Source organism: Paenibacillus sambharensis (assembly GCF_003233845.1).
In the GTDB taxonomy this organism is placed as follows: Bacteria; Bacillota; Bacilli; order Paenibacillales; family Paenibacillaceae; genus Paenibacillus_I; species Paenibacillus_I sambharensis.
Genome location: NZ_QKRB01000044.1, coordinates 466,938 through 489,863, shown reverse-complemented (window position 1 = coordinate 489,863; position 22,926 = coordinate 466,938). Strand labels below are relative to the sequence as shown.

Below are 22,926 nucleotides of genomic sequence, written 5' to 3'. Positions count from 1 at the left end.
CGCTGATCCTACTCGCAAAGGACCTCCCGGAGGAGATCCATTACCAGTAGAATCAACAGCTATGAAGTGACAAGAACAGACAGCTGCCGTCCTAATTACAGACGAATCAGCGTTTATTTTCTGCAAAAACCGGCATCGCTACACAAGTGCCTTGGCTGCAATGTCCGACCGGTAATGCATGCCTTCAAAATGGATAAGCTCCAGTGCCTCATAGGCCTTCTTCCGGGCTTCCTCCAGATCGGCTCCGCGGCCGACGATGCCGAGCACACGTCCGCCGGCTGTGACCAGCTGCCCGTCTTCCTCTGCAGTACCTGCATGGAAAACCAGAGCACCGGCTGCTTCCGCTTCCTCAATTCCGCTGATTGCCCGGCCCTTCGGATAGGAAGCCGGATAGCCTTCAGATGCCGCAATTACACATACGGCCGCTTCGTCGCTCCACTCGATCTCGAGCTGATCCAGTCTTCCGTTAACCGCAGCCAGGATGATGTCCAGCAGGTCGGTCTTCAGTCTTGGCAGCACGACCTGGGTTTCCGGATCGCCCATCCGGGCATTGAACTCAATGGTCTTCACGCCCGTCTTGGTAATCATCAGACCCGCGAACAGCACGCCCCGGAACGGGCGTCCTTCGCTGACCATGGCCCGTGCCGTCGGCTTAATGATATTCTCAATCGCATCTTCAATAAGAGCCGGATCGATATGCGGCAGCGGCGTATAGGTGCCCATGCCGCCAGTGTTCGGTCCCTTATCTCCGTCATAGGCAGGCTTATGATCCTGTGCCGCTACCATCGGACGGACCGTCTCGCCGTCCACGAACGAGAGAATCGACATTTCCTGGCCTTCCAGGAATTCCTCGATAACCACCTGCGTGCCAGCTTCTCCGAAGACCTTATCCACCATCATCCCGCGCAGTGCCGCTTCCGCCTCTTCCAATGTCGCTGCGACAGTCACGCCTTTGCCTGCTGCCAGACCGTCAGCCTTGATGACGATTGGCGCGGATTGACTGCGCAGATAGGACAGCGCCGCGTCATAATCCGTGAAGGTCTCATAGGCTGCCGTCGGGATGTTGTAATCCTTCAGCAGCTTCTTCATGAAGATTTTGCTGCCTTCGATTTCCGCCGCATTCTTGCGGGGTCCGAATACCGGAATACCCGCTTCCTCATGAGCATCCACAATACCCGCCGCCAGCGGATCATCCGGTCCAACGACGACCAGGTCGATGGCGTGATCTTTTACATACTGAATCTGATCTGCAAAATGGCTCACCGGGATCGGTGCGCATTCCGCCAAGGCCGCAATTCCCGCGTTACCCGGTGCGCAGTACAGCTTGCTTACCTTGTCGCTCTTGCTTAGTGCCCAGACGATGGCATGCTCACGCCCGCCGCCGCCAATAACCATAACCCGCAATGAAAGTGCCCCCTGTCTGTAAGAATCCGTCTTCGCTCGAAAGTGTGCTGTATTCTTAATGCTTGAAGTGGCGCACATCGGTCATGACCATCGCGATGTTGTGTGCATTGGCCACGGCAATAGACTCTTCATCCTTGATGGAGCCGCCTGGCTGAATGACAGCCGTTATGCCTGCCTTGGCCGCAAGCTCCAGCGTATCGCCCATCGGGAAGAAGGCATCCGAAGCCAGTACTGCGCCCTTCGCCTTCTCGCCTGCCTGCTCGATCGCAATCCGGGCTGCACCGACACGGTTCATCTGGCCAGCGCCAACGCCTACGGTCATATCATTCTGCGCCAGCAGAATCGCATTGGACTTCACATGCTTCACGACCTTCCAGCCGAACAGCAGCTGCTTCAGCTCTTCGTCGGTCGGCTTGCGGTTCGTTACGACCTTCAGGTCAGCTTCTGTCAGAGAATGCACATCGCTCTGCTGTACGAGCATGCCGCCTTCCACGGAGGTAACCAGCCATTCCGGCTTGCGCTCCTTCGGCGCGTTCAGCTCGCCCAGCTTCATCAGGCGGATGTTCTTCTTCTGCATGAGAACGTCCAGCGCCTCCTGCGTGAAGTCCGGTGCAATAACGATTTCGAGGAAAATATCATGCAGCAGCAGCGCCGTCTCGCGCTCCAGCGTCCGGTTAGCCGCAACAATCCCGCCGAAGATCGATGTCGGATCAGCCGCATACGCCTTCTGGAACGCTTCATGAACGGTCGTGCCAACTCCCACGCCGCACGGATTCATATGCTTAACCGCTACGACAGCCGGCTCTTCAAATTCTTTCACAATGGCCAGCGCCGCATTCGCATCGCTGATATTGTTATAGGACAGCTCCTTGCCATGCAGCTGGACCGCTGTTGTAATGCTGCCTTCCGCAGCCAGCGGCTTCTTGTAGAAGGCCGCCTGCTGATGCGGGTTCTCGCCGTAACGCAAATCCTGAACCTTCTCATAGGTTACTGTATAAGACTCTGGTAGCGGCTCGCCGTTCAGCTTGGAGAGATAGTCGGAAATCAGCGCATCGTAGGCTGCCGTGTGACGGAACACCTTGGCCGCCAGGCGCTTGCGTGTCTCCAGCGTTGTATCACCGCCGGCCTGCAGCTCTTCCACCACGCCTGTGTAGTCAGCAGAATCAACCACTACCGTGACGAAGGCATGATTTTTGGCAGCAGAACGCAGCATTGTCGGACCGCCGATATCAATGTTCTCAATCGCATCCTCATAGGACACGCCTGGCTTCGCGATCGTCTCCTTGAACGGATAGAGATTTACGACAACCAGGTCGATATAATCTAGACCCAGCTCCTTCATCGCCTTCGTATGCTCTTCATTATCCCGCACGGCCAAGAGGCCGCTATGTACAGCCGGATGAAGCGTCTTGACGCGTCCATCCATAATTTCCGGGAAGCCGGTCACATCCGAAATCCCGATCACCGGAATGCCTTCCTTCTCAAGCAGGGAAGCCGTTCCCCCGGTCGAAATAATCTCCACACCCTGCGCGGCAAGCGCACGGGAGAATTCCACGATGCCTGTCTTGTCCGAAACACTGATTAACGCTCTGCGAATAGCCAAAATACAGGTCCCTCCTAATAGTGGTTGTCTTGAACCCAGTTCCCCGGATCCGTTAGCAGTCATCTATCCGATCAGCCTACATGAACATGCCGGCCGTCCAGCCGCACATGCCCCTCGGCAATCTGTCCTATGGTCCAGGGCAGCAGCACCCGCTCCGTCTCCTGAATGCGGGTCGTAAGCGTCTCTTCCGTATCCCCCGGCAGCACATCGACGGTACGCTGGGCAATGATGGGTCCGGTGTCGAGGCCGCCGTCCACATAATGCACGGTAACCCCTGTCACCTTCACTCCGTACTCCAGCGCCTGCCGGACGGCGTTGATGCCGGTGAATGCCGGGAGCAGCGACGGGTGAACATTAATCATACGGCCGTAATACGGCTCGATCAGCACGGGCGTGATTATACGCATGTACCCTGCCAGAACAATCAGCTCCACACCCCGGTGCTTCAATGCCGCCAAAATTTCTTCCTCATAAGCCTCACGTGACGGGAAGGACTTCGGCGCGAACACGAAGGTGTCCACACCGGCACGCTCCGCCCGCTCAACAACGGGCGCACCTGCCTTGTCGCAAACCAAAAGCTCGATGGACACATCGAGCTTTCCTGCCTGAACCGCATCCGAGATCGCCTGGAAGTTCGTCCCGCTGCCGGATGCGAACACGGCGATTTTCAGCTTGGCCATTAGACTTCAGCTCCCGTAAAGGTCACCACACGGCTTCCTTCCGTTACACGGCCGATCCGGTATGCATCCATCTCCATGCCCTTCAGCAGCTCAAGCGCCTGCTCAGCCTGGTCCTCCGGCAGCACAACGACAAGGCCGATGCCCATGTTGAAGGTCGTGAACATATCGCGGTTCGTAATGCTTCCCTTCTCCTGCATCAGGCTGAAGATCGGCAATACCGGCCAGGAGCCGTAGTCGATCTCCACGTTGACGCCCTCAGGCAGCATGCGCGGAATATTCTCGATGAAGCCGCCGCCCGTAATGTGCGCCATGCCCTTGACCTGCACCTGTTCGATCAGCTGCAGTGCAGGCTTCACGTACAAGCGCGTCGGCTCCAGCAGGACGTCGCCAAGCTTCGCGCCGCCAAGCTCCGGCAGCGTATCCTGCAGCGAATAGCCAGCCTGCTCCAGCAGCAGCCTGCGCACCAGCGAGAAGCCGTTGCTGTGCACGCCGCTGGAAGCGAGTCCGATGACCGCGTCGCCAGGCTTGATGGCCGAACCGTCGATAATCTTCTTCTTGTCCACGATACCAACCGTGAATCCAGCGATATCATACTCCTCTTCGCTGTACATGCCCGGCATCTCTGCGGTCTCGCCGCCGATGAGTGCGCAGCCGGACTGCTCGCAGCCGTCCGCAATGCCTTTTACAATCGCTTCAATCTTCTCCGGCACCACCTTGCCGCAGGCCAGATAATCGAGGAAGAACAGCGGCTCCGCGCCCTGTACAATGATGTCATTCACGCACATGGCTACGGCGTCGATTCCGATGGTGTCATGCTTGTCCATGGCGAACGCCAGCTTCAGCTTCGTGCCGACGCCGTCCGTTCCCGATACGAGCACCGGCTCCTCGTACTTGTCCTTATTAAGGCCAAACAAGGCGCCAAACCCGCCCAGATCCGTCAGTACCTCCGGCCGGAACGTCCGTTTCACATGCTTCTTCATCCGTTCGACCGCTTCGTTGCCTGCCGCAATATCGACGCCGGCCTGTTTGTACGCTTCTGCCACCATGGTCACTCCTTCAGTATTGTTCTAATGCAGCTTCAGCAGCTGCAGGATTTATCTGATGTAAAATCGACCGGAGTCGGGTAATCATTGTCGAAGCACGCCATGCACAGCCCCCGGTTATGCTCGCCCTCATTGCCGCCGACCGCCTCTGTAAAGCCGTCGTTGCTCAGGAAGGTAAGCGTATCCGCATTAATCAGCTGGCGAATCTCCTCAACCGTCTTGGAGCCGGCGATCAGCTCCTTGCGGTCCGGCGTATCGATGCCGTAGTAGCACGGGTTCGCGAATGGCGGCGAGGTGATCCGCACATGGACCTCCGTCGCCCCTGCTTCCCGCAGCAGATTGACAATCCGGCGTGAGGTCGTGCCGCGCACGATCGAGTCGTCAATCATGACCACCCGCTTGCCTTCAACCACCTTGCGCACCGCGCTCAGCTTCATCTTGACGCCCTTCTCGCGCAGCTCCTGCGAGGGCTGGATGAACGTGCGGCCGGTGTACTTGTTCTTGATCAGCCCCAGCTCATACGGAATGCCCGTCTGCTCGGCATAGCCGATCGCCGCCGAGATGCTGGAATCCGGCACGCCGGTCACCACATCGGCATCGACGAAGGATTCAATAGCGAGGCGGCTGCCCATGCGCTTGCGCGCGGAGTGCAGGTTAATCCCGCTGATATCGCTGTCCGGCCGGGCAAAATAGATGTACTCCATCGCGCATACCGCACGCCGTTCCAGGGGAACATAGCGCTCCGTATGCATGCCTTCGCTGTCAAAAATAATGAGCTCGCCCGGCTCCACATCACGCTCATACTCCGCGCCGATTGTCTCAAGCGCGCAGGTCTCCGATGCGAACACATACGCCTCGCCGAGCCGCCCGATGACGAGCGGGCGCAGGCCATGCGGATCGGAGGCAACAAGCAGCTTGCTGTTCGTCATAATCAGGAAGGCGTAGCCGCCGATAATGCGCTGCAGCGCATCTCTGGCTGCGCTGACAAAATCCTTCGGCGAACGCGCGATCAAGTGGGCAACAACCTCGGTATCGCTTGTCGTCTGAAAGATCGAGCCGTTCGCCTCCAGCTCGCGCCTGATTTCCGGCGCATTGACGATATTGCCGTTGGTCGCGATGCCAAGATCCCCATCACGGTATTTGAAGACCAAGGGCTGGGCGTTCGCCAGGCCGCTGCCGCCGGATGTCGAGTAACGGACATGGCCGATTGAACGGTCGCCCTGAAGGGCATCCAGCTTATCCTTGTCGAATACTTCCTTGACCAGGCCCATGCCGCGGTGATAGTTAAACACACCATCCTGCTCCCGGTCTACGGTGCAGATGCCGCAGCTTTCCTCGCCGCGGTGCTGCAGGGCATGAAGCCCGTAATAGCTGAGAGAAGCGGCGTCAGGGTGGCCGACCACCCCGAATACACCGCATTCCTCACGAAGCTTGTCGAATATGTCATCCCGGCCAATACCTTCGTTGTAATGGCCGCCTCCGTCCGTCCACAGCTTGGAAAGCTGCTTCAGTTCATCAGACATGGAATCGCATCCTTCCAGACCTTCTCCAGTTGTGTGACCGGTGCTGCAATGCCGGCTTGTCCGTTTACGTTAATGGTCAGGCTGCTGCCTCCGACAGTTCCGATTCGCGCGCAGGCTACGCCTGCTGCGCCAAGCTGCTCCAGCAGCGCTTCCGCCTTGTCCGGCTTCGCCGACAGCAGGATGCGCGACTGGGTTTCGCTGAAGAGCGCGTGATCCGCGCGCAGGTCCGTGCTCAGCTCAAGCGCTGCGCCGATGCCGCCGCTGATGCAGGACTCTGCTGCTGCGGCCGCGAGGCCGCCCTCGGACAGGTCATGCGCCGAAGCAACAAGTCCGCCTTGAATCGCGCTAAGCACGGCGCCCAGCACCTTCTTCTCCAGGGCAAGTTCCAGCTCCGGCGGACGGCCTTCCGTACGCCCGTAGAGCGCGTACTGCAGCTCACTGCCGCCAAGCTCGGCCTTCGTTTCGCCCACGAGGATGACGACGTCGCCCTCTGTCTTGAAGGCCTGGGTTGTAATATGGTCAATATCATGAATGAGACCCACCATGCCGACAACCGGCGTCGGGTAGATCGCACCCTTGGCGTTCTCGTTGTACAAGCTCACATTGCCGCCGATAACCGGCGTGTCCAGCACGCGGCAGGCTTCCGCCATGCCGTCTACCGCCTTCTCAATCTGCCAGAATACTTCCGGCTTCTCCGGGTTGCCGAAGTTCAGGTTGTCCGTGATCGCCAGCGGCTCGGCACCGGAGCAGACGATGTTGCGCGCCGCTTCAGCAACCGCAATCCGTCCGCCGACTTCAGGGTCCAAGTACACGTAACGGCCGTTGCAGTCCGTTGTCATCGCCAGGGCCTTGCGCGTGCCCGGCACGGTCACGACTGCTGCATCCGAGCCCGGACGGACGGCTGTGCTTGTGCGAACCATGTAATCATATTGGCTGTAAACCCATTCCTTGCTCGCAACCGTAGGGGACGCAAGCACCTTCTCCAGCGCGCCGGTAAGATCCGTTACTTCTCCGTATGCAGAAGTATCAATCTGGGCATTAGCTGCGTAATAAGCCGGCTCTTGGGAAGGCTTATTGTAAATCGGGCACTCGTCAACAAGCGGCTTAACCGGCATGTCGGCAACCTGCTCGCCCTTGTGGAACAAGCGCAGACGGCCGTCATCCGTCACCTTGCCAACCTTGGCGCAGAGGATGCCCCAGCGCTCGAAAATCTCTCTCGCCTGCGCTTCATGCTGCGGCTCGATAACGAACAGCATCCGCTCCTGCGATTCGGACAGCATCATCTCGTAAGGCGTCATGCCTTCCTCGCGCTGCGGCACCTCATCCAGATACAGCTCCAGACCATTGCCGGCCTTCGCTGCCATTTCTGCGCTCGAGCAGGTCAGACCTGCTGCGCCCATGTCCTGAATACCGAGAACGATGCCCGTATCAATCAGCTCCAGACATGCTTCCATAACCAGCTTCTCCATGAACGGGTCGCCCACTTGAACGGCCGGACGCTTCGCTTCCGACTCCTCTGTCAGCTCCTCGGATGCGAAGGTCGCGCCGTGAATGCCGTCGCGGCCAGTAGCAGGACCGACATAGAACACCGGGTTGCCTACACCCTTGGCAACGCCGCGCTGGATTTTATCATGATCAATCAGGCCCACGCACATCGCATTGACAAGCGGGTTGCCCTCATAGCTCTCATCAAACATCACTTCACCGGCTACCGTCGGAATGCCGATGCAGTTGCCGTAGCCGGCAATACCGCTGACCACATGCTCGAACAGGTAGCGCACGCGCTCATTCTCAAGACGCCCGAAGCGCAGGCTGTTCAGCAGCGCAACCGGACGCGCGCCCATCGAGAAGATGTCGCGGATAATGCCGCCGACACCGGTCGCAGCACCCTGATAAGGCTCAATCGCCGATGGATGGTTGTGCGACTCGATCTTGAACACGACAGCCTGATTGTCACCGATATCCACGATGCCGGCGCCTTCGCCTGGGCCCATCAGGACGCGCGGCCCTGTGACAGGGAAGCGGCGCAGTACGGGCTTGGAGTTCTTGTAGGAGCAGTGCTCCGACCACATGACGCTGAATACGCCGATTTCCGTATAGTTGGGCTTGCGGCCCAGATGCCCGCAGATCAGGTCAAATTCCTTGTCCGTTACGCCCATCTGCTTGTAGATCTGCTGTTCCGCGATTTGCTCCGGAGTCGGTTCCTTAGCTGTTAACTGCTGCGCCATGCTGTTCCCTCCATACATTCAAGATCGATGCAAACATCCGCTTGCCGTCCTCCGAACCCAGCAGCTTGTCCACTGCGCGCTCCGGATGCGGCATCATGCCGACCACGTTGCCCTTCTCATTGCAGATTCCCGCGATATCCTCTACCGAGCCGTTCGGATTCGCGCCCGCCACGTAGCGAAACACGATCTGGTTGTTCGCCTTCAGCTGCGCCAGTGTCGTCTCGTCGCAGTAGTAGTTGCCTTCGCCATGCGCGATCGGAACATCGATAATCTCACCCTTGCTGTACTCGTTCGTGAATGGGGTCTCGTTATTGACAACCTCCAGCAGCGCCGAGTGGCAGCGGAACTTCAGATTCTTGTTGCGGCGCAGGGCGCCCGGCAGAAGCCGTGCTTCGGTCAGAATCTGGAACCCGTTGCAGATGCCAAGCACATATTTGCCCGCTTCAGCAGCCTTCACAACCTCCGCCATAACCGGGGCAAATTGGGCAATCGCACCCGAGCGCAGGTAGTCGCCATAGGAGAAGCCTCCCGGCACAATAATGGCGTCGTATGCAGATAAATCCGTGGCTGTCTGCCATACATAGTCAACCGGCTGTCCGATCGTTTGCTCAACCGCTTTGTAGCAGTCAATATCACAGTTGGAGCCCGGAAAAACGATTACTGCAAACTTCATCGGTTTAGCCCTCCAATTCAAATCGGTAGTCTTCAATCACCGTATTCGCCAGCAGCTTCTCACACATCAGCGTCACTCTCTGCTCCGCTTCCAGGCGGTCTGTCGTATCCAGTTCAAACTCCAGGTACTTGCCGATTCTGACCTTGCCGACCTCCTGAAAACCCATCGAATGAAGCGCGCCCTCTACCGCTGCGCCCTGCGGGTCCAATACGTTCTGTTTAATGGTGACATAAACCGTTGCTTTCATCGTTTCCAGCCTCCTGTTCAATGGGTGAAGCCCTGCTTTACTCAACTGTTCCGCTAAACATGCATTGGCTTATTAAGCCAGCGTTCATATCTGAATCGTATTAATTCGCTATGCTTTCGCCTGTGAGGCGGTTGTAGATATCCATGTAGCGCCGGGTCGTCTCTTCCACGACGAGATCCGGCAGCCTGTCCGGCTCGCTGTTCTTGTCCCATGGGGTACCGGCCAGATAGGTGCGGACCGGCTCCTTGTCCATGCTGTCGATCTCAATATCAAGCGCATAGGTTTCCTTCGCCCAGAAGCGCGAAGAGTCCGGCGTAAACAGCTCATCAATCAGGATGACCTGTCCGTCAATAATGCCGAATTCAAACTTACAGTCCGCGAGTATGATCTCCCGTTCCTCGCAGTAGCCCCTTGCAAACTCATACAGCTTCAGGCTCCGTTCCTTCAGCTCTTCCGCAAGCTCAGCTCCGACCAGCTCACACATCCGCTCGAACGGGATATCCTCGTCATGGCCGACATCGTTCTTGGCAGCGGGGGTGAACAGCGGCTCCCCAAGCCGCGCATTCTTGCGCATGCCTTCCGGCAGTTCAATGCCGTTGACCGTTCCAGACTGCTGATACTGCCTCCAGCCGCCGCCCGTGATGTAGCCCCGCACGACACATTCAATATCAATCCGCTGCGCCTTCTTCGTAACCATGATCCGGTCCTTCAGCTGCTCCGCGTCCGTTACCAGACTACCCAGCTTGTCCACATCCGTATGCACGACATGGTTAGGCTGCAGCGATTCTGTCAGGTTGAACCAGAAGGCGCTGAGGCGGTTCAGTACGTTGCCCTTCTCTGGCACAGCCGGATCCAGCACATAATCGAATGCCGATATCCGGTCAGTCACCACAATTAGATAATGCTCGCCAAGATCGTACAGCTCCCGAACCTTGCCCTTGTAGAGCAGCGGGGCCTTGATCATATGCTCTGCTGTTTCCAGCGCTTGTCGGCTCATTATTCCTGCCTCCTTCTCCTGGCGTTGCAATTGTAATAATAGAAGCTTCTATATCGTCAAAGCGTGCGGAGTATCCTAGGACAAGCCTAACCGGCGGAAAATCGTATCCACATGCTTCAGATGCCAAGCCGGGTTAAAGCAGTCCTCAATCTCTTCCACGCTGAGCAGTTCTGTGATCTGCGGCGTCTCCAGGATGATATCCTTGAACTGGCGCTGCTCCTCCCACGCCTGCATGGCACGCGGCTGTACCGTATCATACGCCTGCTCGCGGCTGAGGCCCTTGTCGATCAGCTTGGTCAGCACGCGACCGGAGAATGGTACGCCATAGGTCCGCTGCATGTTCCGCTTCATATTCTCCGGGAACACCTGCAGGTTCTTCAGAATGTTGCCGAGACGGTTCAGCATGTAGTTCAGCAGCATGGTCGCATCCGGCAGGATAACACGCTCCACAGAGGAGTGCGAGATATCACGCTCATGCCAGAGCGGCACGTTCTCATAAGCCGAGACCATATGGCCGCGGATCACACGCGCCAGACCGGAGATGTTCTCGCAGCCGATCGGGTTGCGCTTGTGCGGCATGGCCGACGAGCCCTTCTGGCCCTTCGCAAACGGCTCTTCCACCTCGCGGAACTCACTCTTCTGCAGCGCGCGGATTTCCGTGGCGAACTTATCAAGCGAAGTCGCGATCAGCGCCAGCGTCGCCATATATTCCGCATGACGGTCGCGCTGCAGCGTCTGCGTCGAGATCGGAGCCGGCTTCGTGCCCAGCTTCCGGCAGACGAACTCTTCCACGAATGGATCGATGTTGGCATACGTTCCGACAGCACCGGAGATTTTCCCGAACTGGACACCGTCTGCCGCATGCTCGAAGCGCTCGAGGTTCCGCTTCATCTCTTCATACCAGAGCGCCAGCTTGAGGCCGAAGGTTGTCGGTTCGGCATGCACACCATGCGTACGGCCCATCATCGGCGTGTCCTTGTAGGCGATTGCCTGGTCGCGGAGGATCGTGATAAACCGTTCAATATCGGCACGCAGAATTTCGTTCGCCTGCCGCAGCAGGTAGCCAAGCGCTGTGTCTACGACATCGGTCGAGGTCAGGCCGTAATGCACCCATTTCCGCTCCGGGCCAACCTTCTCTGATACCGCACGGGTAAACGCAATGACGTCATGGCGGGTCTCCTGCTCAATCTCATAGATCCGGTCGATATCAAAGTCGGCCGAACGGCGCAGCGCCTCTACGTCTTCCTTCGGTATGACGCCAAGCTCTGCCCATGCCTCACAGGCGCACAGCTCTACTTCGAGCCATGCCTTGAATTTATTCTCCTCTGTCCAGATCGCTCTCATTTCCGGTCTGCTGTAACGTTCCAACATAATCGATCAAACCCTCCAAATCGTCGTTTCGGCTATCCAGGCCAGTGCCGATTCCACATCGGCAGCCAGTACGTTGACATGGCCCATCTTCCGTTTATCCTTCGCTTCCTGCTTGCCGTACAAATGCACCTTCGGGGACACCCCGTGCCTGTCAGCCGCTTCGTCATGCTCCCCAAGCCGCTCCAGCAGCGGCTGCACATGCTCGCCGAGCACGTTCACCATCACAACCGGCGTCATCAGCGACGGATCGCCAAGCGGCAGGTTGCAGACCGCGCGGATATGCTGCTCAAACTGCGAGGTGCGGCATGCTTCCATTGTGTAATGCCCGCTGTTGTGGGGCCTTGGGGCCAGCTCGTTCACATAGAGCCCGTCCACCGACGACCAGAACATCTCAACGGCGATCAGGCCTACCGCTTCAAGCCCTTCGGCAATCGCCTTCGCCAGCTCCTCTGCTTCCTTCAGCACCGCTTCTGGTACTCGTGCTGGGACAATGGACAGATGCAGAATATTGTCCACATGGATGTTCTCCGCAGCCGGGAACGTTCTGATCTCACCCCGGGAGCTTCTGGCCGCGATAACGGACAGCTCCTTATCGAAGCGGATGAACTGCTCCAGCACAAGCTCCGTGCCCGCTCCAGCCAGTGTGTCGTAGGCTTCTGCCAGCTCATGGCCGCCCTTGATCACCCACTGGCCCTTGCCATCGTAACCGCCTGTTGCCGTCTTGAGCACGCAGGGATAACCAAATCTCCCTGCCTCATCCTCAAGGTCCGCAAGGCTGGTAATCTCCGCATAGGGCGCCACGCGCACACCCGCCGCTTCAATTGCTCTCTTCTCCCGAAGCCTGTGCTGCGTGGTATGCAGCAGCCTGCTGCCCTGCGGCACCAGCGACTCCGCCATCAGCATTTCGGCTACGCCGGCATCGACATTCTCAAATTCATAGGTGATGACATCCGAGCGCGAGGCCAGCTGGCGGGCAGCTTCATGGTCGTCATAAGCAGCCTTGATCTGCTCTGCCACCTGCCCGCAGGGCGCATCATCCGCCGGATCAAGAGTGATGAACCGGTAGCCCATGGCGCTTCCCGCCAAAGCCATCATTCGTCCAAGCTGGCCGCCGCCGAGAATTCCCACGGTGCTGCCCGGAAGCACAGGTGCATGCGGCTGGGTACGAGTGCTGCTCATAACGTATTGCTGCTTTCCATGACTTCTCTGCTGATCCGGTCACGCCTTGCCTGCACGCGCTGCTGCAGCTCCGGATCGAATGCGCCCAGCAGCTGTGCCGCCAGCAGTCCCGCATTCGTGCCTCCGGCGTTGCCGATGGCGACAGTCGCAACTGGTATGCCTCCCGGCATCTGGACGATGGACAACAAGGAGTCCATTCCGCTCAGCGCGGATGATTTTACCGGAACGCCAATAACCGGAAGGATTGTCTTCGCAGCAACCATCCCGGGCAGATGCGCAGCGCCTCCCGCGCCTGCAATAATAACCTTCAGGCCGCGCGCGGCTGCCGTCTCAGCATACTCGAACATCAGGTCCGGTGTGCGGTGAGCCGATACAACCTTCTTCTCATAAGGAATCTCCAATTCTTCCAGAACATCGCAAGCCAGCTTCATGGTATCCCAGTCTGATTTGCTGCCCATGATGACGCCAACAAGTGCTGACATGTTGTTACCCACCTTCTATATAAAGTGCCATACTGCCCAAAATAGAAAAGTCCCGTCGGAACCCTTCTTGCCGGAAGGGCCCCGATACGGGACGCGAGCTGATAATATGCCGTCTGTCCCGATCTCCTCGCATTTCCAGGGCCGGCGCACCCGCGCCAGTCCAGACGCAGCAAGCACCGCCTCATCATTCGAATCGGCTTGGCGCGAATGCCATGCAACCGCTGCACACAGCACCAGAGTGCTGTTGTACGGAAAAAGACAGCAGAAGGCTGCCCGTCTAGGGAGCAACCTGTTTCTATTATCATGCTCGTAGTCCGAAAATTTATGGTTTCCGGGTAGAAACTTCCAGGCCATATTCCTGAATTTATACGAGATAGTATGAAAGTTCACTTTATTACGCTTAAAACCTTCTTTAGTTTAACAATCCTCCTGTAGGTTGTCAACGCCAGAACACGAACAATGAAATTTATTTCAATAGCTATAGTTCGGTTTTTTGCTCGATTAGCTCTTGAACTATCGAAATCCTAGCCCGGCTGATGATTTATTTCATGAAAAATCATGCTTCATCCCGGTGCGCCTGCCCGCTGCTAATCCTCCCGCTCCTTCTTCCCGTTACCTCTTCCGTTCCCCTTACCTGGTTGTTCCCGGTCCCGATCGTCATTGTCATCGTCGTCAGAGTCGTCGTCAGCGCCGTCAGCGCGCCCGCTTTGCTCCGGTTCCTTCTTCCCCTTATCCTTGCGGTTTTCTTCCCGCTCCTCGTTCTCTTTTTCCTTCTCCTTGTCTTTCTTTTTGCCTTTGTCTCCCTTGTCATCCTGTCTGGCATTGGCTTTGCCTTCCTGCCTGGACTCCCGGGCACCCGCGAGGGACGGGTCATAGCCGTCCGGTACAGGAAACGGCCGCACCGGCTCACCGGCAAGGGCCAGACTCATCATTCGCTGGAACAGGGCAGCCGGGTAGGTCCCGCCTGTGACGCGCATGTAGTGGTCTGCATCCGTCTGGTCATACCCCATCCAGACCGCAGCGGCCAGCTCGGGCGTGTAGCCCGCAAACCAGATATCCTTCGACCCGTCCAATCCCTGAAACATCTCCGTGTCCGGCAGCTGTGTCGTACCCGTCTTCCCCGCAGCCGGACGCTCAAGCGCCGCACGGGTTCCGGTTCCCGTATTGACCGCCTCCTCAAGGAGCAGCGTCATCGTATAGGCATGGTTCTCGCTGAGCAGCCTGGTTTCCTCAGGACTGGCCTTGCCGACTATCCTGCCCTCCTTGGTCTCAATCCGGACAATCGCATGGTTCTCCACCATCACACCGCCCTTTGCAAACGCGCCATATGCCTGGACAAGCTCCAAAGGAGACACGCCCTGCTGCAGTCCGCCCAGTGCCAAGCTTAAATTCCGGTCCTCAGGCAGCAGCTCGAATCCCGCCTTAAGCGCGAAATCCCAGCCTTTGCTGATCCCAATCTCGTTCAGCAGCCATACGGCAGGCACATTGTAGGAGTGGACAAGAGCATCCTTCAACGATACCTCTCCCCTGCTGCTTCCGTCATAGTTGCGCGGCTTATAGCCGCCAATATCCAACTCGCCGTCATAAAGGCGGGAACCCGCCGTGTAACCCTCCGCGAGCGCGGGAGCATAGACGGATACCGGCTTAAAGGCCGATCCCGGCTGCCTGCGGATCTGGCTTGCCCGGTTAAGCCCCCTGTACACCTGCCCGCCGCGTCCGCCAACCAATCCTCGAACCGCACCGGAGGACGGCTCGCTGACCACCGCTCCGCTCTGAACCGGGATATCATCCGCCTGCTCGGGGAACATACTGTCATCAGCGTATGCCTGTTCCACCGCTTCCTGCACCTTCGGGTCCAGATGCGTATAGATGCGGTATTCCCCGCTCAGGAGCTGACGCTCGGTCAGGCCAAATACCTCCTCCGCCTCCTCTAGAACATAATCCACATAATACGGATACTTGCGTGCAGACATCTCCTGCTTCCCGCCCGAGGTGCGGATTGGCTCGGCCTGTGCTTGTTCCTGCTCGTCTGCCGTAATATAGCCCTGCTCCGCCATCAGCTGCAGCACCAGATTGCGGCGTTCCAGCGCCCTGTCCTTACTCGCGTAGGGGGAATAATGGGAAGGGGCCTTCGGCAGTGCGGCCAGCATAGCAGACTCCGCAAGACTCAGCTCTGCAGCCTGTTTGTCAAAGTACACCCTGGCCGCCTGCTCTACGCCCCAAGCCCCTTCCCCAAAATAGATCTGGTTCATATACATTTCCAGGATTTCATCCTTGTCATAAACCATCTCAATCTTGACCGCCATAGCCGCTTCCTTCAGCTTGCGGGCCATGGTACGGTCTGCGTTCAGCAGGACGTTCTTGGCCAGCTGCTGGGTAATGGTGCTGCCGCCCTCCACGACTCCCCCTGCCTTGATGTTGCGAAATGCCGCCCGGCCAAGCGCACTCAGGTCCACCCCTTCATGCTCATAGAACCGTTTATCCTCAACAGCTACTATGGCGTTAACCAGATGCTCCGGGATATCGGCTAACGGAACCGGAATGATTTTGGAGGAGGATAATGCCGCATACTGCCCGCCGCTGCGGTCAAGCAGCAGCGTCTGCCCATGCAGCGGCTCTCTAAGCTTGCTTATATCCTGGGAAGAAACCCACCAAGCTCCTATCAGCAGCAAGGCTGCCGCCGCGATAAGGACGGCTCCCGCTGCTCTGCGGACATACCGCCACTTGCTGTGATGCTTCTTACGCTGATTCGTCATGACACTGTTCTCCCTTCTCTTGCTGTGTCCATACACTTGGTAAAGAACATTCGCAAGCAGGGAGGCATTTGGGGGATGGCCGGGCAAAACAAAACGGGCATCCGCCGGATCATACGATCCGTCAGAATGCCCGCTGCTATCGATCAGTTTAGTAAGATCAGTGCCCGCCGAGGAATGCGTACCGCAGGACGATCAGAATAGCCAGCACCCACATCAGCCAATGAATGGAATACTTCTTCTCGGCACGGCCCGAAATATTCGCCAGCGCAGCCAGCAGAACATAGAACACGATACCGAACGAGATACCGTTCGCAATGTTATACGTAAACGGCATCAGCGTGATGGTCAGGAATGCAGGAATCGCGTATACCATGTCGGAAAAATCAATTTCCTTGACGGACTGCATCATCAGCACGCCTACAATGATCAGCGCCGCATTCGTAGCAGCCGCCGGTACCAGCGCCACTACAGGAGCCAGGAACAGTGCGAGCAGGAAGCATACGCCCGTCGTAACAGCCGTCAAGCCGCTTCGTCCGCCCTGCGCGATGCCGGAGGAGCTTTCCACGAATGCCGTAACCGTACTTGTTCCGAGCATCGCGCCGCCGCTGACCGCTACCGCATCAACGAACATCGCTTTGCCGACGGTCTTCTTGCCTTCTTCCGGGTTCTTCATGACGCCTGCGCGGTTCGCCGTACCCACGAGCGTTCCGAAGGTATCGAACAGCTCCACGAAGGTAAAGGTCAGAATAACGGATATAAGACCAACTTCCAGGACACCCTTGAAGTCAAAATGCCAGAAGTTCAGCTGCCCAAAATCAGGAATCCATGTTGCATTCTCAAGCGAAGAAGTGTTGATATCGCCAGTGAACGCCGCAATAACCGTCGTCAGGACGATACCGAACAAAATCGCGCCAGGAACACGCATAACCATCAGACACGCAATCAGCAGAACGCCGATGATCGTCAGCAGCATGCCGCGATCGGCGAAATCGCCGAGGTGAATGACCGATTCAAAGCCCAGCAGGTTCGTGTACGTGCCAGCCGGCACATCTTGAGTCGTTTCAACCGCAATGGTCAGAATGCCGCTTCCCTTCAGGCCGATGATGGTGATGAACAGCCCGATCCCGACCGTAATCGCGTGCTTGAGGCTGTCCGGTACAGCGACAAGCAGCATTTGTCTGACCTGCGTTACCGTCAGAATGATGAAGATAATACCCGAGATGAATACCGCCGTCAGACCCATGGCAGGAGATATTGGGGTATCTGTAGCGCTTGATGCCAGAATCGTAGCTGCAAAATAAGCGTTAAGACCCATACCCGGCGCTACCGCTACAGGGAAATTAACGAACAATCCCATGGCGATCGTAAAGATACCCGCTGCAAGTGCGGTTGCCAGAAACACGCTGTAAAAATCCAGTCCCGCACCCGAAAGAATGCCGGGATTGACAGCCAGAATGTAGGCCATCGTCATGAATGTCGTCAAGCCTGCCATAATTTCCGTTCTGACATTCGTGCCCAGCTCTCTGAGCCTAAAGAAACGTTCCATTGGTTAATACGCCTCCCAATAAGTTATCCGAACAAACAAAAAAGAACCTCCGAGCGTATTATCGTCTCTAGGTTCTGCGCAAAAGAGGAATAGTATGCCCATACGGTTCCGGTTACCGGGGTATACTGTTCCTGCTTTTCGTAGTCAGATCATTACGGTGACCTCGTAGAGACTCCCGGGCCAATCCCCGGGATTATACGAAAAGAACTATGCTGTTGTTTTTCAAACTTATTCTAAGCGCCGTTTATACGTATTGTCAACGAAAAATATCGAATGATCGCTTAATTTGTCACATGAAATGTTCGGTTTTCGTTACTCCAGCCGCATCATCTGCTCTGGGTCGAAGATTAGAATCTTCTTGTTTTCCACCCGAATCGAGTTATTCTCCTGAAGCTCCAGCAGAACCTTGGTGACCGTCTCGCGCACCGCTCCCACCATGTCAGCCAGATGCTGATGCGTCAGCTTCATATCGATCAGAACGCCTTCATCTGTTCGTCTGCCATGTTCTTCAGCCAGCCTCGCCAGCCGTTTGATAATACGGGTCCTTACATTCAGGAAGGTCAGCTCATAAATCTGCCGGTTAGCCCTGCGCAGCCGCTCCATTGTATCCTCCAGCAGATGAATAACAAGGCGCGGGTCTGAAGCCACCAAGTGTTCAAAGTCACTTCGCCCAAGCGTATACAGCTTGACCGTCTCTGCTGCCTCCGCAGTGGCCGAACGGACCAGCCCGGGCCGGATCAGCGCCATTTCTCCAAAATAGTCGCCTTCCCGCAGTGTGGCCAGGATCACTTTCTTCGTACCGTCAAAGGTATAGATATCCACTGAGCCGGACCTTATAAAATACATCGTATCTCCTTCATCCTTCTCGAAGAAAACGATGGTTCCCCTCTTGCAGACCATCTCCCGGACGTATGGCAGCACCTTATCCAGCAGATCCGGATCAATGGCTCCGAAAAAAGGGATAGCAGAGCAGAGCTGCTCCTTGTTGATCGGCATAGGTCTCCCCCATTTCTCCCGAGTGGACTTGGGATGGAGACATTACACTGCCGGCCGGCTGCTACTCAGATACCGCCTGGATAAACGCCCGGACAGCCGCTCCATCGTACGATACCTTTATTTTCGACAACAGATGCTCGATTCCTTCCTTGTGTGACCCTGGCTGCTCTCCATTCACATACCGGTCATATGTATTGGCAATCCCGCAAATCTGGGCGGACAAGCGGACCTGATCTCCCCGCAGCCCCCGGGGAAAGCCCTTCCCGCTTAGCTCCTCATGATGCTCCAGCACGATATGCGCGGAGAGAAGCGGCAGATCCGGCAGGCGGCGAATCATCTCATATCCCCTCTGAGGATGCTCTGTCCGGCTCTGCGCTTGATCCTTGCCTGCATAGCCGATGTCATGCAGCAGAGAGCCAACCGCAAGCATTCTCAGATGCTGGCCCGTATAGGGCAGCTGGCGCCCGGTCGCCACAGCAAGCATACAGACGCGGGCACTATGCGCCGCCAGCTCGGACCACTTGCTTCCGTCACCCTTCAGCCGCTCCACGAGCGGGAATACGGGAGACTCAACCGCGAAGGCTGCGAGCCCGGTGGCCAGCTCCATAACTGCCCCGGCCTGGAAGCTCCCGCTCCGTTCAGCATCTGTGAAGACCTTGAGCGCTGTTTCATAAGCTGCCCGCTGCAGCTCTTCCGCCTTATGGGCCGGATGGGTACTCTGCTTGTGACCGGCAGCCATGTTATCAATCATGACGGTGTCCACATTCAGTCCCCCGAGCACCGTAATCAGGCTGATATTCAAGACTGTCCCCTTGGGCATGAGCATCCGCCCATCGTTAAAATAAACCGGGGCACCCAGCCGGTCCCCTTCGCGAAGCTTTCGTACCGGTACTACCATCATTCTGCACACTCCAATATCCCGAACATTAGAGAGTGGATTCCGACCTAAGTAATAGGTATGAATCCACTCTCTAGGCAACTTGTTAAACCATGGTAGCACAGGATCCGGCCAGAATTCTGTAACCACAGTTACAAAATGGGAGTTATAAGAGCCCTGTACAGAAAAAAAGCTGCCCTCCCGGATATAATATCCGGAAAAGCAGCTTGCCTATTTTACATAATTTGGTCTATTCCCACTCAATCGTAGCGGGCGGCTTGGAGGTCACGTCATACACAACACGGTTGACGTTGTCGACCTCGTTGACGATCCGGTTCGAGATGCGCTCCAGTACATCCCACGGAATACGCGCCCAGTCGGCGGTCATGCCGTCGATCGAGGTTACGGCGCGGATGCCGACGGTGTAGGAGTAGGTGCGGGCGTCGCCCATAACGCCTACGCTCTTCATGTTCGGCAGCGCCGTGAAGTACTGCCAGATCTCGCGCTCCAGCCCGGCTGCCGCGATCTCCTCACGCAGGATGGCATCCGATTCCCGGACGATCTCCAGCTTCTCGTCGGTTACCTCGCCCAACACGCGAATCGCAAGTCCCGGACCCGGGAACGGCTGGCGCCATACGATCGCTGCAGGCAGGCCGCATTCCTCGCCGACCTTGCGGACCTCATCCTTGAACAGCGCCTTAAGCGGCTCAACCAACTTGAACTTGATGTCCTCTGGCAGGCCTCCGACATTGTGATGGGACTTAATCGTCTGAGCTGTAGCCGTTCCGCTCTCCACAATATCAGTGTACAGCGTGCCCTGTGCCAGAAATTCAAACTCGCCGAGCTTCTCGGACTCTTCCTGGAACAGATAGATGAACTCGTTGCCGATAATTTTGCGCTTCTGCTCGGGATCATCGACACCCTTCAGCTTGCCAAGAAACCGGTCATGAGCGTCGATCTTGACAACCTTCATATCGAACTTGCCGACAAAGGTCTCCATGACACTCTCTGCTTCGCCCTTCCGGAGAAGGCCGTGGTCAATGAACATGCACGTCAGCTGGTCGCCGATCGCCTTGTGGATCAGAATCGCCACAACGGAGGAATCGACACCACCGGACAGCGCGCACAGTACCTTCTTGTCGCCTACCTGCTCACGAATCTCGCGGATTGTATCGTCTATGAACGTGGTCATCGACCAGTTGCCCTCACATTCGCAGATCGAGTACAGGAAGTTGTGGATCATGTCGTTACCAAAGACGGAGTGACGCACTTCGGGATGGAACTGTACCGCAAAGAACTTCTTGTCCGGATTGCTCATCGCCGCTACTGGCGCATGATTGGTGCTCGCGTCAATACGGAAGCCTGCCGGCGGCTCCACAACCAGGTCGCTGTGGCTCATCCAGACCGTCTGGCGCTTCTCCAGTCCAAGCACAAGCTGGCTGTCTTCTACGAAATCTACCTCAGCCTTGCCGTACTCGCGCTTGCCCGCGCGCTGCACCTTGCCGGACAGCTGATGGGCCATCAGCTGCATGCCGTAGCAAATGCCGAAGATCGGCACGCCAAGCTCGTACACGCCCGGATCAATCAGGGGTGAATTCTCTTCATACACGCTCGCAGGACCGCCGGAGAATACAATCCCCTTCGGCTGCAGCTCCCGAATCTTCTCAACCGGTGTGTTATACGGCAGAAGCTCGCTGTACACACCTAAGTCACGAATCCGGCGTGCGATCAACTGGTTATACTGTCCCCCGAAATCGAGAACGACGATGATTTCATTTGGCTTGTCCATTCCACGGCCTCCCTTAATTCATAAGGCATATTATAGCGAACGGCTTTTCAGCCAGTCAAGAACGAAGGTTGCAGGATCTGACAGTATATCCGGACCGCCTGCCGGCTGCCTGCACAATTCTGCCGAACCCGCAGCGTGCTTTCGCCGGTTATCCGCTGCTTAAGCTTCCAGCTCCCGGATCGCCTCCACAACCTCGTCAGCATGCCCGGCCACCTTAACCTTCCGCCATTCCCTCGCCAGTACGCCATTCTTGTCGATGAGGAACGTCGAGCGCTCAATGCCCATGAACTGCTTTCCGTACATCTGCTTCAGCTTCCAGACGCCGTACAGCTCGGATATCTCATGGTCCTCATCGGACAGCAGCGTGAACGGCAGCTCATGCTTGGCCGCAAACGTTTCATGACGCTTGACGGGATCGGGGCTGATGCCCAGCACGACGGTGTTCAGGCCGGTAACCTCCGGATGCCTGTCCCGCAGATCGCACGCCTGTGTCGTACAGCCTGGCGTCATATCCTTGGGATAGAAGTACAGCAGAACATGCTTCCCCTTCAGCTCAGATAACGCAACCTGCTTGCCGCCTGGGGCAGGAAGTGTAAAGTCTGGCGCAGGTGCGCCGATAACGGTGCTCATCATGAAATCCTCCTTCGATATGTAATAACACAAATCAGTATAGACCAGCATGGAAAGAAGGCGGTCCCGGTCTCAAGCCGGTTCCGCCTGCCAGGCGCTGACATCAGGAGCCTGCGCCTCTGTAGCGTTTAACGCCGTAATTCCATACCGCAAGGCCAATTCCCGCGAATACCAGCCCTACCACAGGGGTCAGGAACGCCATCTTGATGTCATCCGACCCGCTGCGCTCCAGAAAATAAGCGGCCGGGTACACGCCGACAAACGCAAACGGAATCAGCCAGGTCAGAATAAAGCGCATCACCTTGTTGTAGATATTGACCGGGTAACGGCCGTAGTTCTGAATATTGTACATCAGCGGCAGAATGCCTGTCGGCGAATCCGAGTAGAAGGCAATCGCCGTCAGTGCCGTGTAGATGCCAAAATAGATCAGCACCGCTCCTGCGACAAGCAGGATCAGGACCAGAATGTCCAGCAAGCCGTACGTCATGCCCATTTGGGCCGAGGTAATGCCCATAATGACCAGCCCGACAAGCGAGCCGAACAGCGATGGCGGGTCCATATTTTCGAGCATGATCTGAACCAGATTATAGGCGGGCCGCGTCAGAATGCGGTCCATCTCGCCTTTTACAATATAGCGGTCGCTGAAGTTCCACAGATTAAAGAAACAGCTGAAGATGCCGAAGGGCACCATGAAGAAGCCGTATACGAACACTACCTCCGACTCCGTCCACCCGCCGAGTGTCGGCGTATGCTGGAAAGCGATCAGGATGACAATCAGGTTCATCGCCTGGAAGGCCAGGTCCGAGAGCACTTCGATCCAGAAGTCCGCACGGTAGGTCAGCCGTGTCTTGGCATAATTTTCGAGATATTCCCAGAACAGCAACACATGAAAGAGCATCGCC

At 56.9% G+C, this 22,926-nt stretch carries 19 protein-coding genes and 2 riboswitches; all 19 genes read right to left on the bottom strand.

Annotated elements, in window-relative coordinates; translation table 11 throughout:
* Positions 1 to 138: 138 nt before the first annotated feature.
* Positions 139 to 1,404 carry a phosphoribosylamine--glycine ligase gene (purD, locus tag DNH61_RS13560; RefSeq protein ID WP_111147181.1) on the bottom strand — a complete coding sequence of 422 codons (1,266 nt, stop codon included), beginning with the start codon at positions 1,402 to 1,404 and terminating at the stop codon, positions 139 to 141.
* 55 nt (positions 1,405 to 1,459) lie between these two features.
* Entirely contained in the window at positions 1,460 to 3,007 is a 1,548-nt protein-coding gene (gene purH, locus DNH61_RS13555; RefSeq protein ID WP_111147180.1) for a bifunctional phosphoribosylaminoimidazolecarboxamide formyltransferase/IMP cyclohydrolase, read from the bottom strand.
* 71 nt (positions 3,008 to 3,078) lie between these two features.
* Positions 3,079 to 3,687: a phosphoribosylglycinamide formyltransferase gene (gene purN / locus DNH61_RS13550; RefSeq protein WP_111147179.1), complete on the bottom strand. Its 609-nt coding sequence runs from the start codon at positions 3,685 to 3,687 to the stop codon at positions 3,079 to 3,081.
* Positions 3,687 to 4,730 carry a phosphoribosylformylglycinamidine cyclo-ligase gene (gene purM / locus DNH61_RS13545; protein WP_111147369.1) on the bottom strand — a complete coding sequence of 348 codons (1,044 nt, stop codon included), beginning with the start codon at positions 4,728 to 4,730 and terminating at the stop codon, positions 3,687 to 3,689. The genes purN and purM overlap by 1 nt, the downstream gene beginning before the upstream one ends.
* 35 nt (positions 4,731 to 4,765) lie before the next feature.
* A complete protein-coding gene (gene purF / locus DNH61_RS13540) occupies positions 4,766 to 6,253 on the bottom strand; it encodes an amidophosphoribosyltransferase (protein WP_111147178.1) in 1,488 nt (495 codons plus the stop codon).
* Positions 6,238 to 8,481 (bottom strand): phosphoribosylformylglycinamidine synthase subunit PurL, encoded by a 2,244-nt coding sequence (gene purL / locus DNH61_RS13535; RefSeq protein ID WP_111147177.1) that lies wholly within the window; start codon positions 8,479 to 8,481, stop codon positions 6,238 to 6,240. Before purL ends, purF begins: the two co-directional genes overlap by 16 nt.
* Complete coding sequence (gene purQ / locus DNH61_RS13530) at positions 8,459 to 9,154, bottom strand: phosphoribosylformylglycinamidine synthase subunit PurQ (protein WP_111147176.1); 696 nt, start codon at positions 9,152 to 9,154, stop codon at positions 8,459 to 8,461. The genes purL and purQ overlap by 23 nt, the downstream gene beginning before the upstream one ends.
* A 4-nt stretch (positions 9,155 to 9,158) precedes the next feature.
* On the bottom strand, positions 9,159 to 9,401 hold the full coding sequence (purS, locus tag DNH61_RS13525) for a phosphoribosylformylglycinamidine synthase subunit PurS (RefSeq protein ID WP_111147175.1): 243 nt from the start codon (positions 9,399 to 9,401) through the stop codon (positions 9,159 to 9,161).
* Positions 9,402 to 9,501: 100 nt separating this feature from the next.
* Positions 9,502 to 10,398 carry a phosphoribosylaminoimidazolesuccinocarboxamide synthase gene (locus tag DNH61_RS13520; protein WP_111147174.1) on the bottom strand — a complete coding sequence of 299 codons (897 nt, stop codon included), beginning with the start codon at positions 10,396 to 10,398 and terminating at the stop codon, positions 9,502 to 9,504.
* 75 nt (positions 10,399 to 10,473) lie between these two features.
* Positions 10,474 to 11,769, bottom strand: coding sequence for an adenylosuccinate lyase (gene purB / locus DNH61_RS13515; protein WP_111147173.1), 1,296 nt, complete (start codon positions 11,767 to 11,769; stop codon positions 10,474 to 10,476).
* Between the two features lie 6 nt (positions 11,770 to 11,775).
* Complete coding sequence (gene purK / locus DNH61_RS13510; RefSeq protein ID WP_111147172.1) at positions 11,776 to 12,948, bottom strand: 5-(carboxyamino)imidazole ribonucleotide synthase; 1,173 nt, start codon at positions 12,946 to 12,948, stop codon at positions 11,776 to 11,778.
* The gene (gene purE / locus DNH61_RS13505) at positions 12,945 to 13,430 is read right to left on the bottom strand and encodes a 5-(carboxyamino)imidazole ribonucleotide mutase (protein ID WP_111147171.1); all 486 of its coding nucleotides are present in this window, start codon (positions 13,428 to 13,430) and stop codon (positions 12,945 to 12,947) included. Before purE ends, purK begins: the two co-directional genes overlap by 4 nt.
* 290 nt (positions 13,431 to 13,720) lie before the next feature.
* Positions 13,721 to 13,822, bottom strand: a riboswitch (purine riboswitch).
* Positions 13,823 to 14,017: 195 nt separating this feature from the next.
* Positions 14,018 to 16,186, bottom strand: coding sequence for a transglycosylase domain-containing protein (locus tag DNH61_RS13500; protein WP_111147170.1), 2,169 nt, complete (start codon positions 16,184 to 16,186; stop codon positions 14,018 to 14,020).
* 157 nt (positions 16,187 to 16,343) lie between these two features.
* Positions 16,344 to 17,732, bottom strand: coding sequence for an NCS2 family permease (locus tag DNH61_RS13495; RefSeq protein WP_111147169.1), 1,389 nt, complete (start codon positions 17,730 to 17,732; stop codon positions 16,344 to 16,346).
* Positions 17,733 to 17,853: 121 nt separating this feature from the next.
* A riboswitch (purine riboswitch) is annotated at positions 17,854 to 17,953 on the bottom strand.
* 91 nt (positions 17,954 to 18,044) lie between these two features.
* A complete protein-coding gene (locus DNH61_RS13490) occupies positions 18,045 to 18,728 on the bottom strand; it encodes a Crp/Fnr family transcriptional regulator (RefSeq protein WP_111147168.1) in 684 nt (227 codons plus the stop codon).
* A gap of 61 nt (positions 18,729 to 18,789) precedes the next feature.
* The gene (locus DNH61_RS13485; RefSeq protein ID WP_111147167.1) at positions 18,790 to 19,629 is read right to left on the bottom strand and encodes an HD-GYP domain-containing protein; all 840 of its coding nucleotides are present in this window, start codon (positions 19,627 to 19,629) and stop codon (positions 18,790 to 18,792) included.
* Positions 19,630 to 19,855: 226 nt separating this feature from the next.
* On the bottom strand, positions 19,856 to 21,394 hold the full coding sequence (guaA, locus tag DNH61_RS13480; RefSeq protein ID WP_111147166.1) for a glutamine-hydrolyzing GMP synthase: 1,539 nt from the start codon (positions 21,392 to 21,394) through the stop codon (positions 19,856 to 19,858).
* 159 nt (positions 21,395 to 21,553) lie between these two features.
* Complete coding sequence (gene bcp, locus DNH61_RS13475) at positions 21,554 to 22,024, bottom strand: thioredoxin-dependent thiol peroxidase (protein WP_111147165.1); 471 nt, start codon at positions 22,022 to 22,024, stop codon at positions 21,554 to 21,556.
* A 103-nt stretch (positions 22,025 to 22,127) separates the two neighbouring features.
* The gene (locus DNH61_RS13470) at positions 22,128 to 22,922 is read right to left on the bottom strand and encodes an ABC transporter permease (RefSeq protein ID WP_111147164.1); all 795 of its coding nucleotides are present in this window, start codon (positions 22,920 to 22,922) and stop codon (positions 22,128 to 22,130) included.
* Between the last annotated feature and the right edge of the window lie 4 nt (positions 22,923 to 22,926).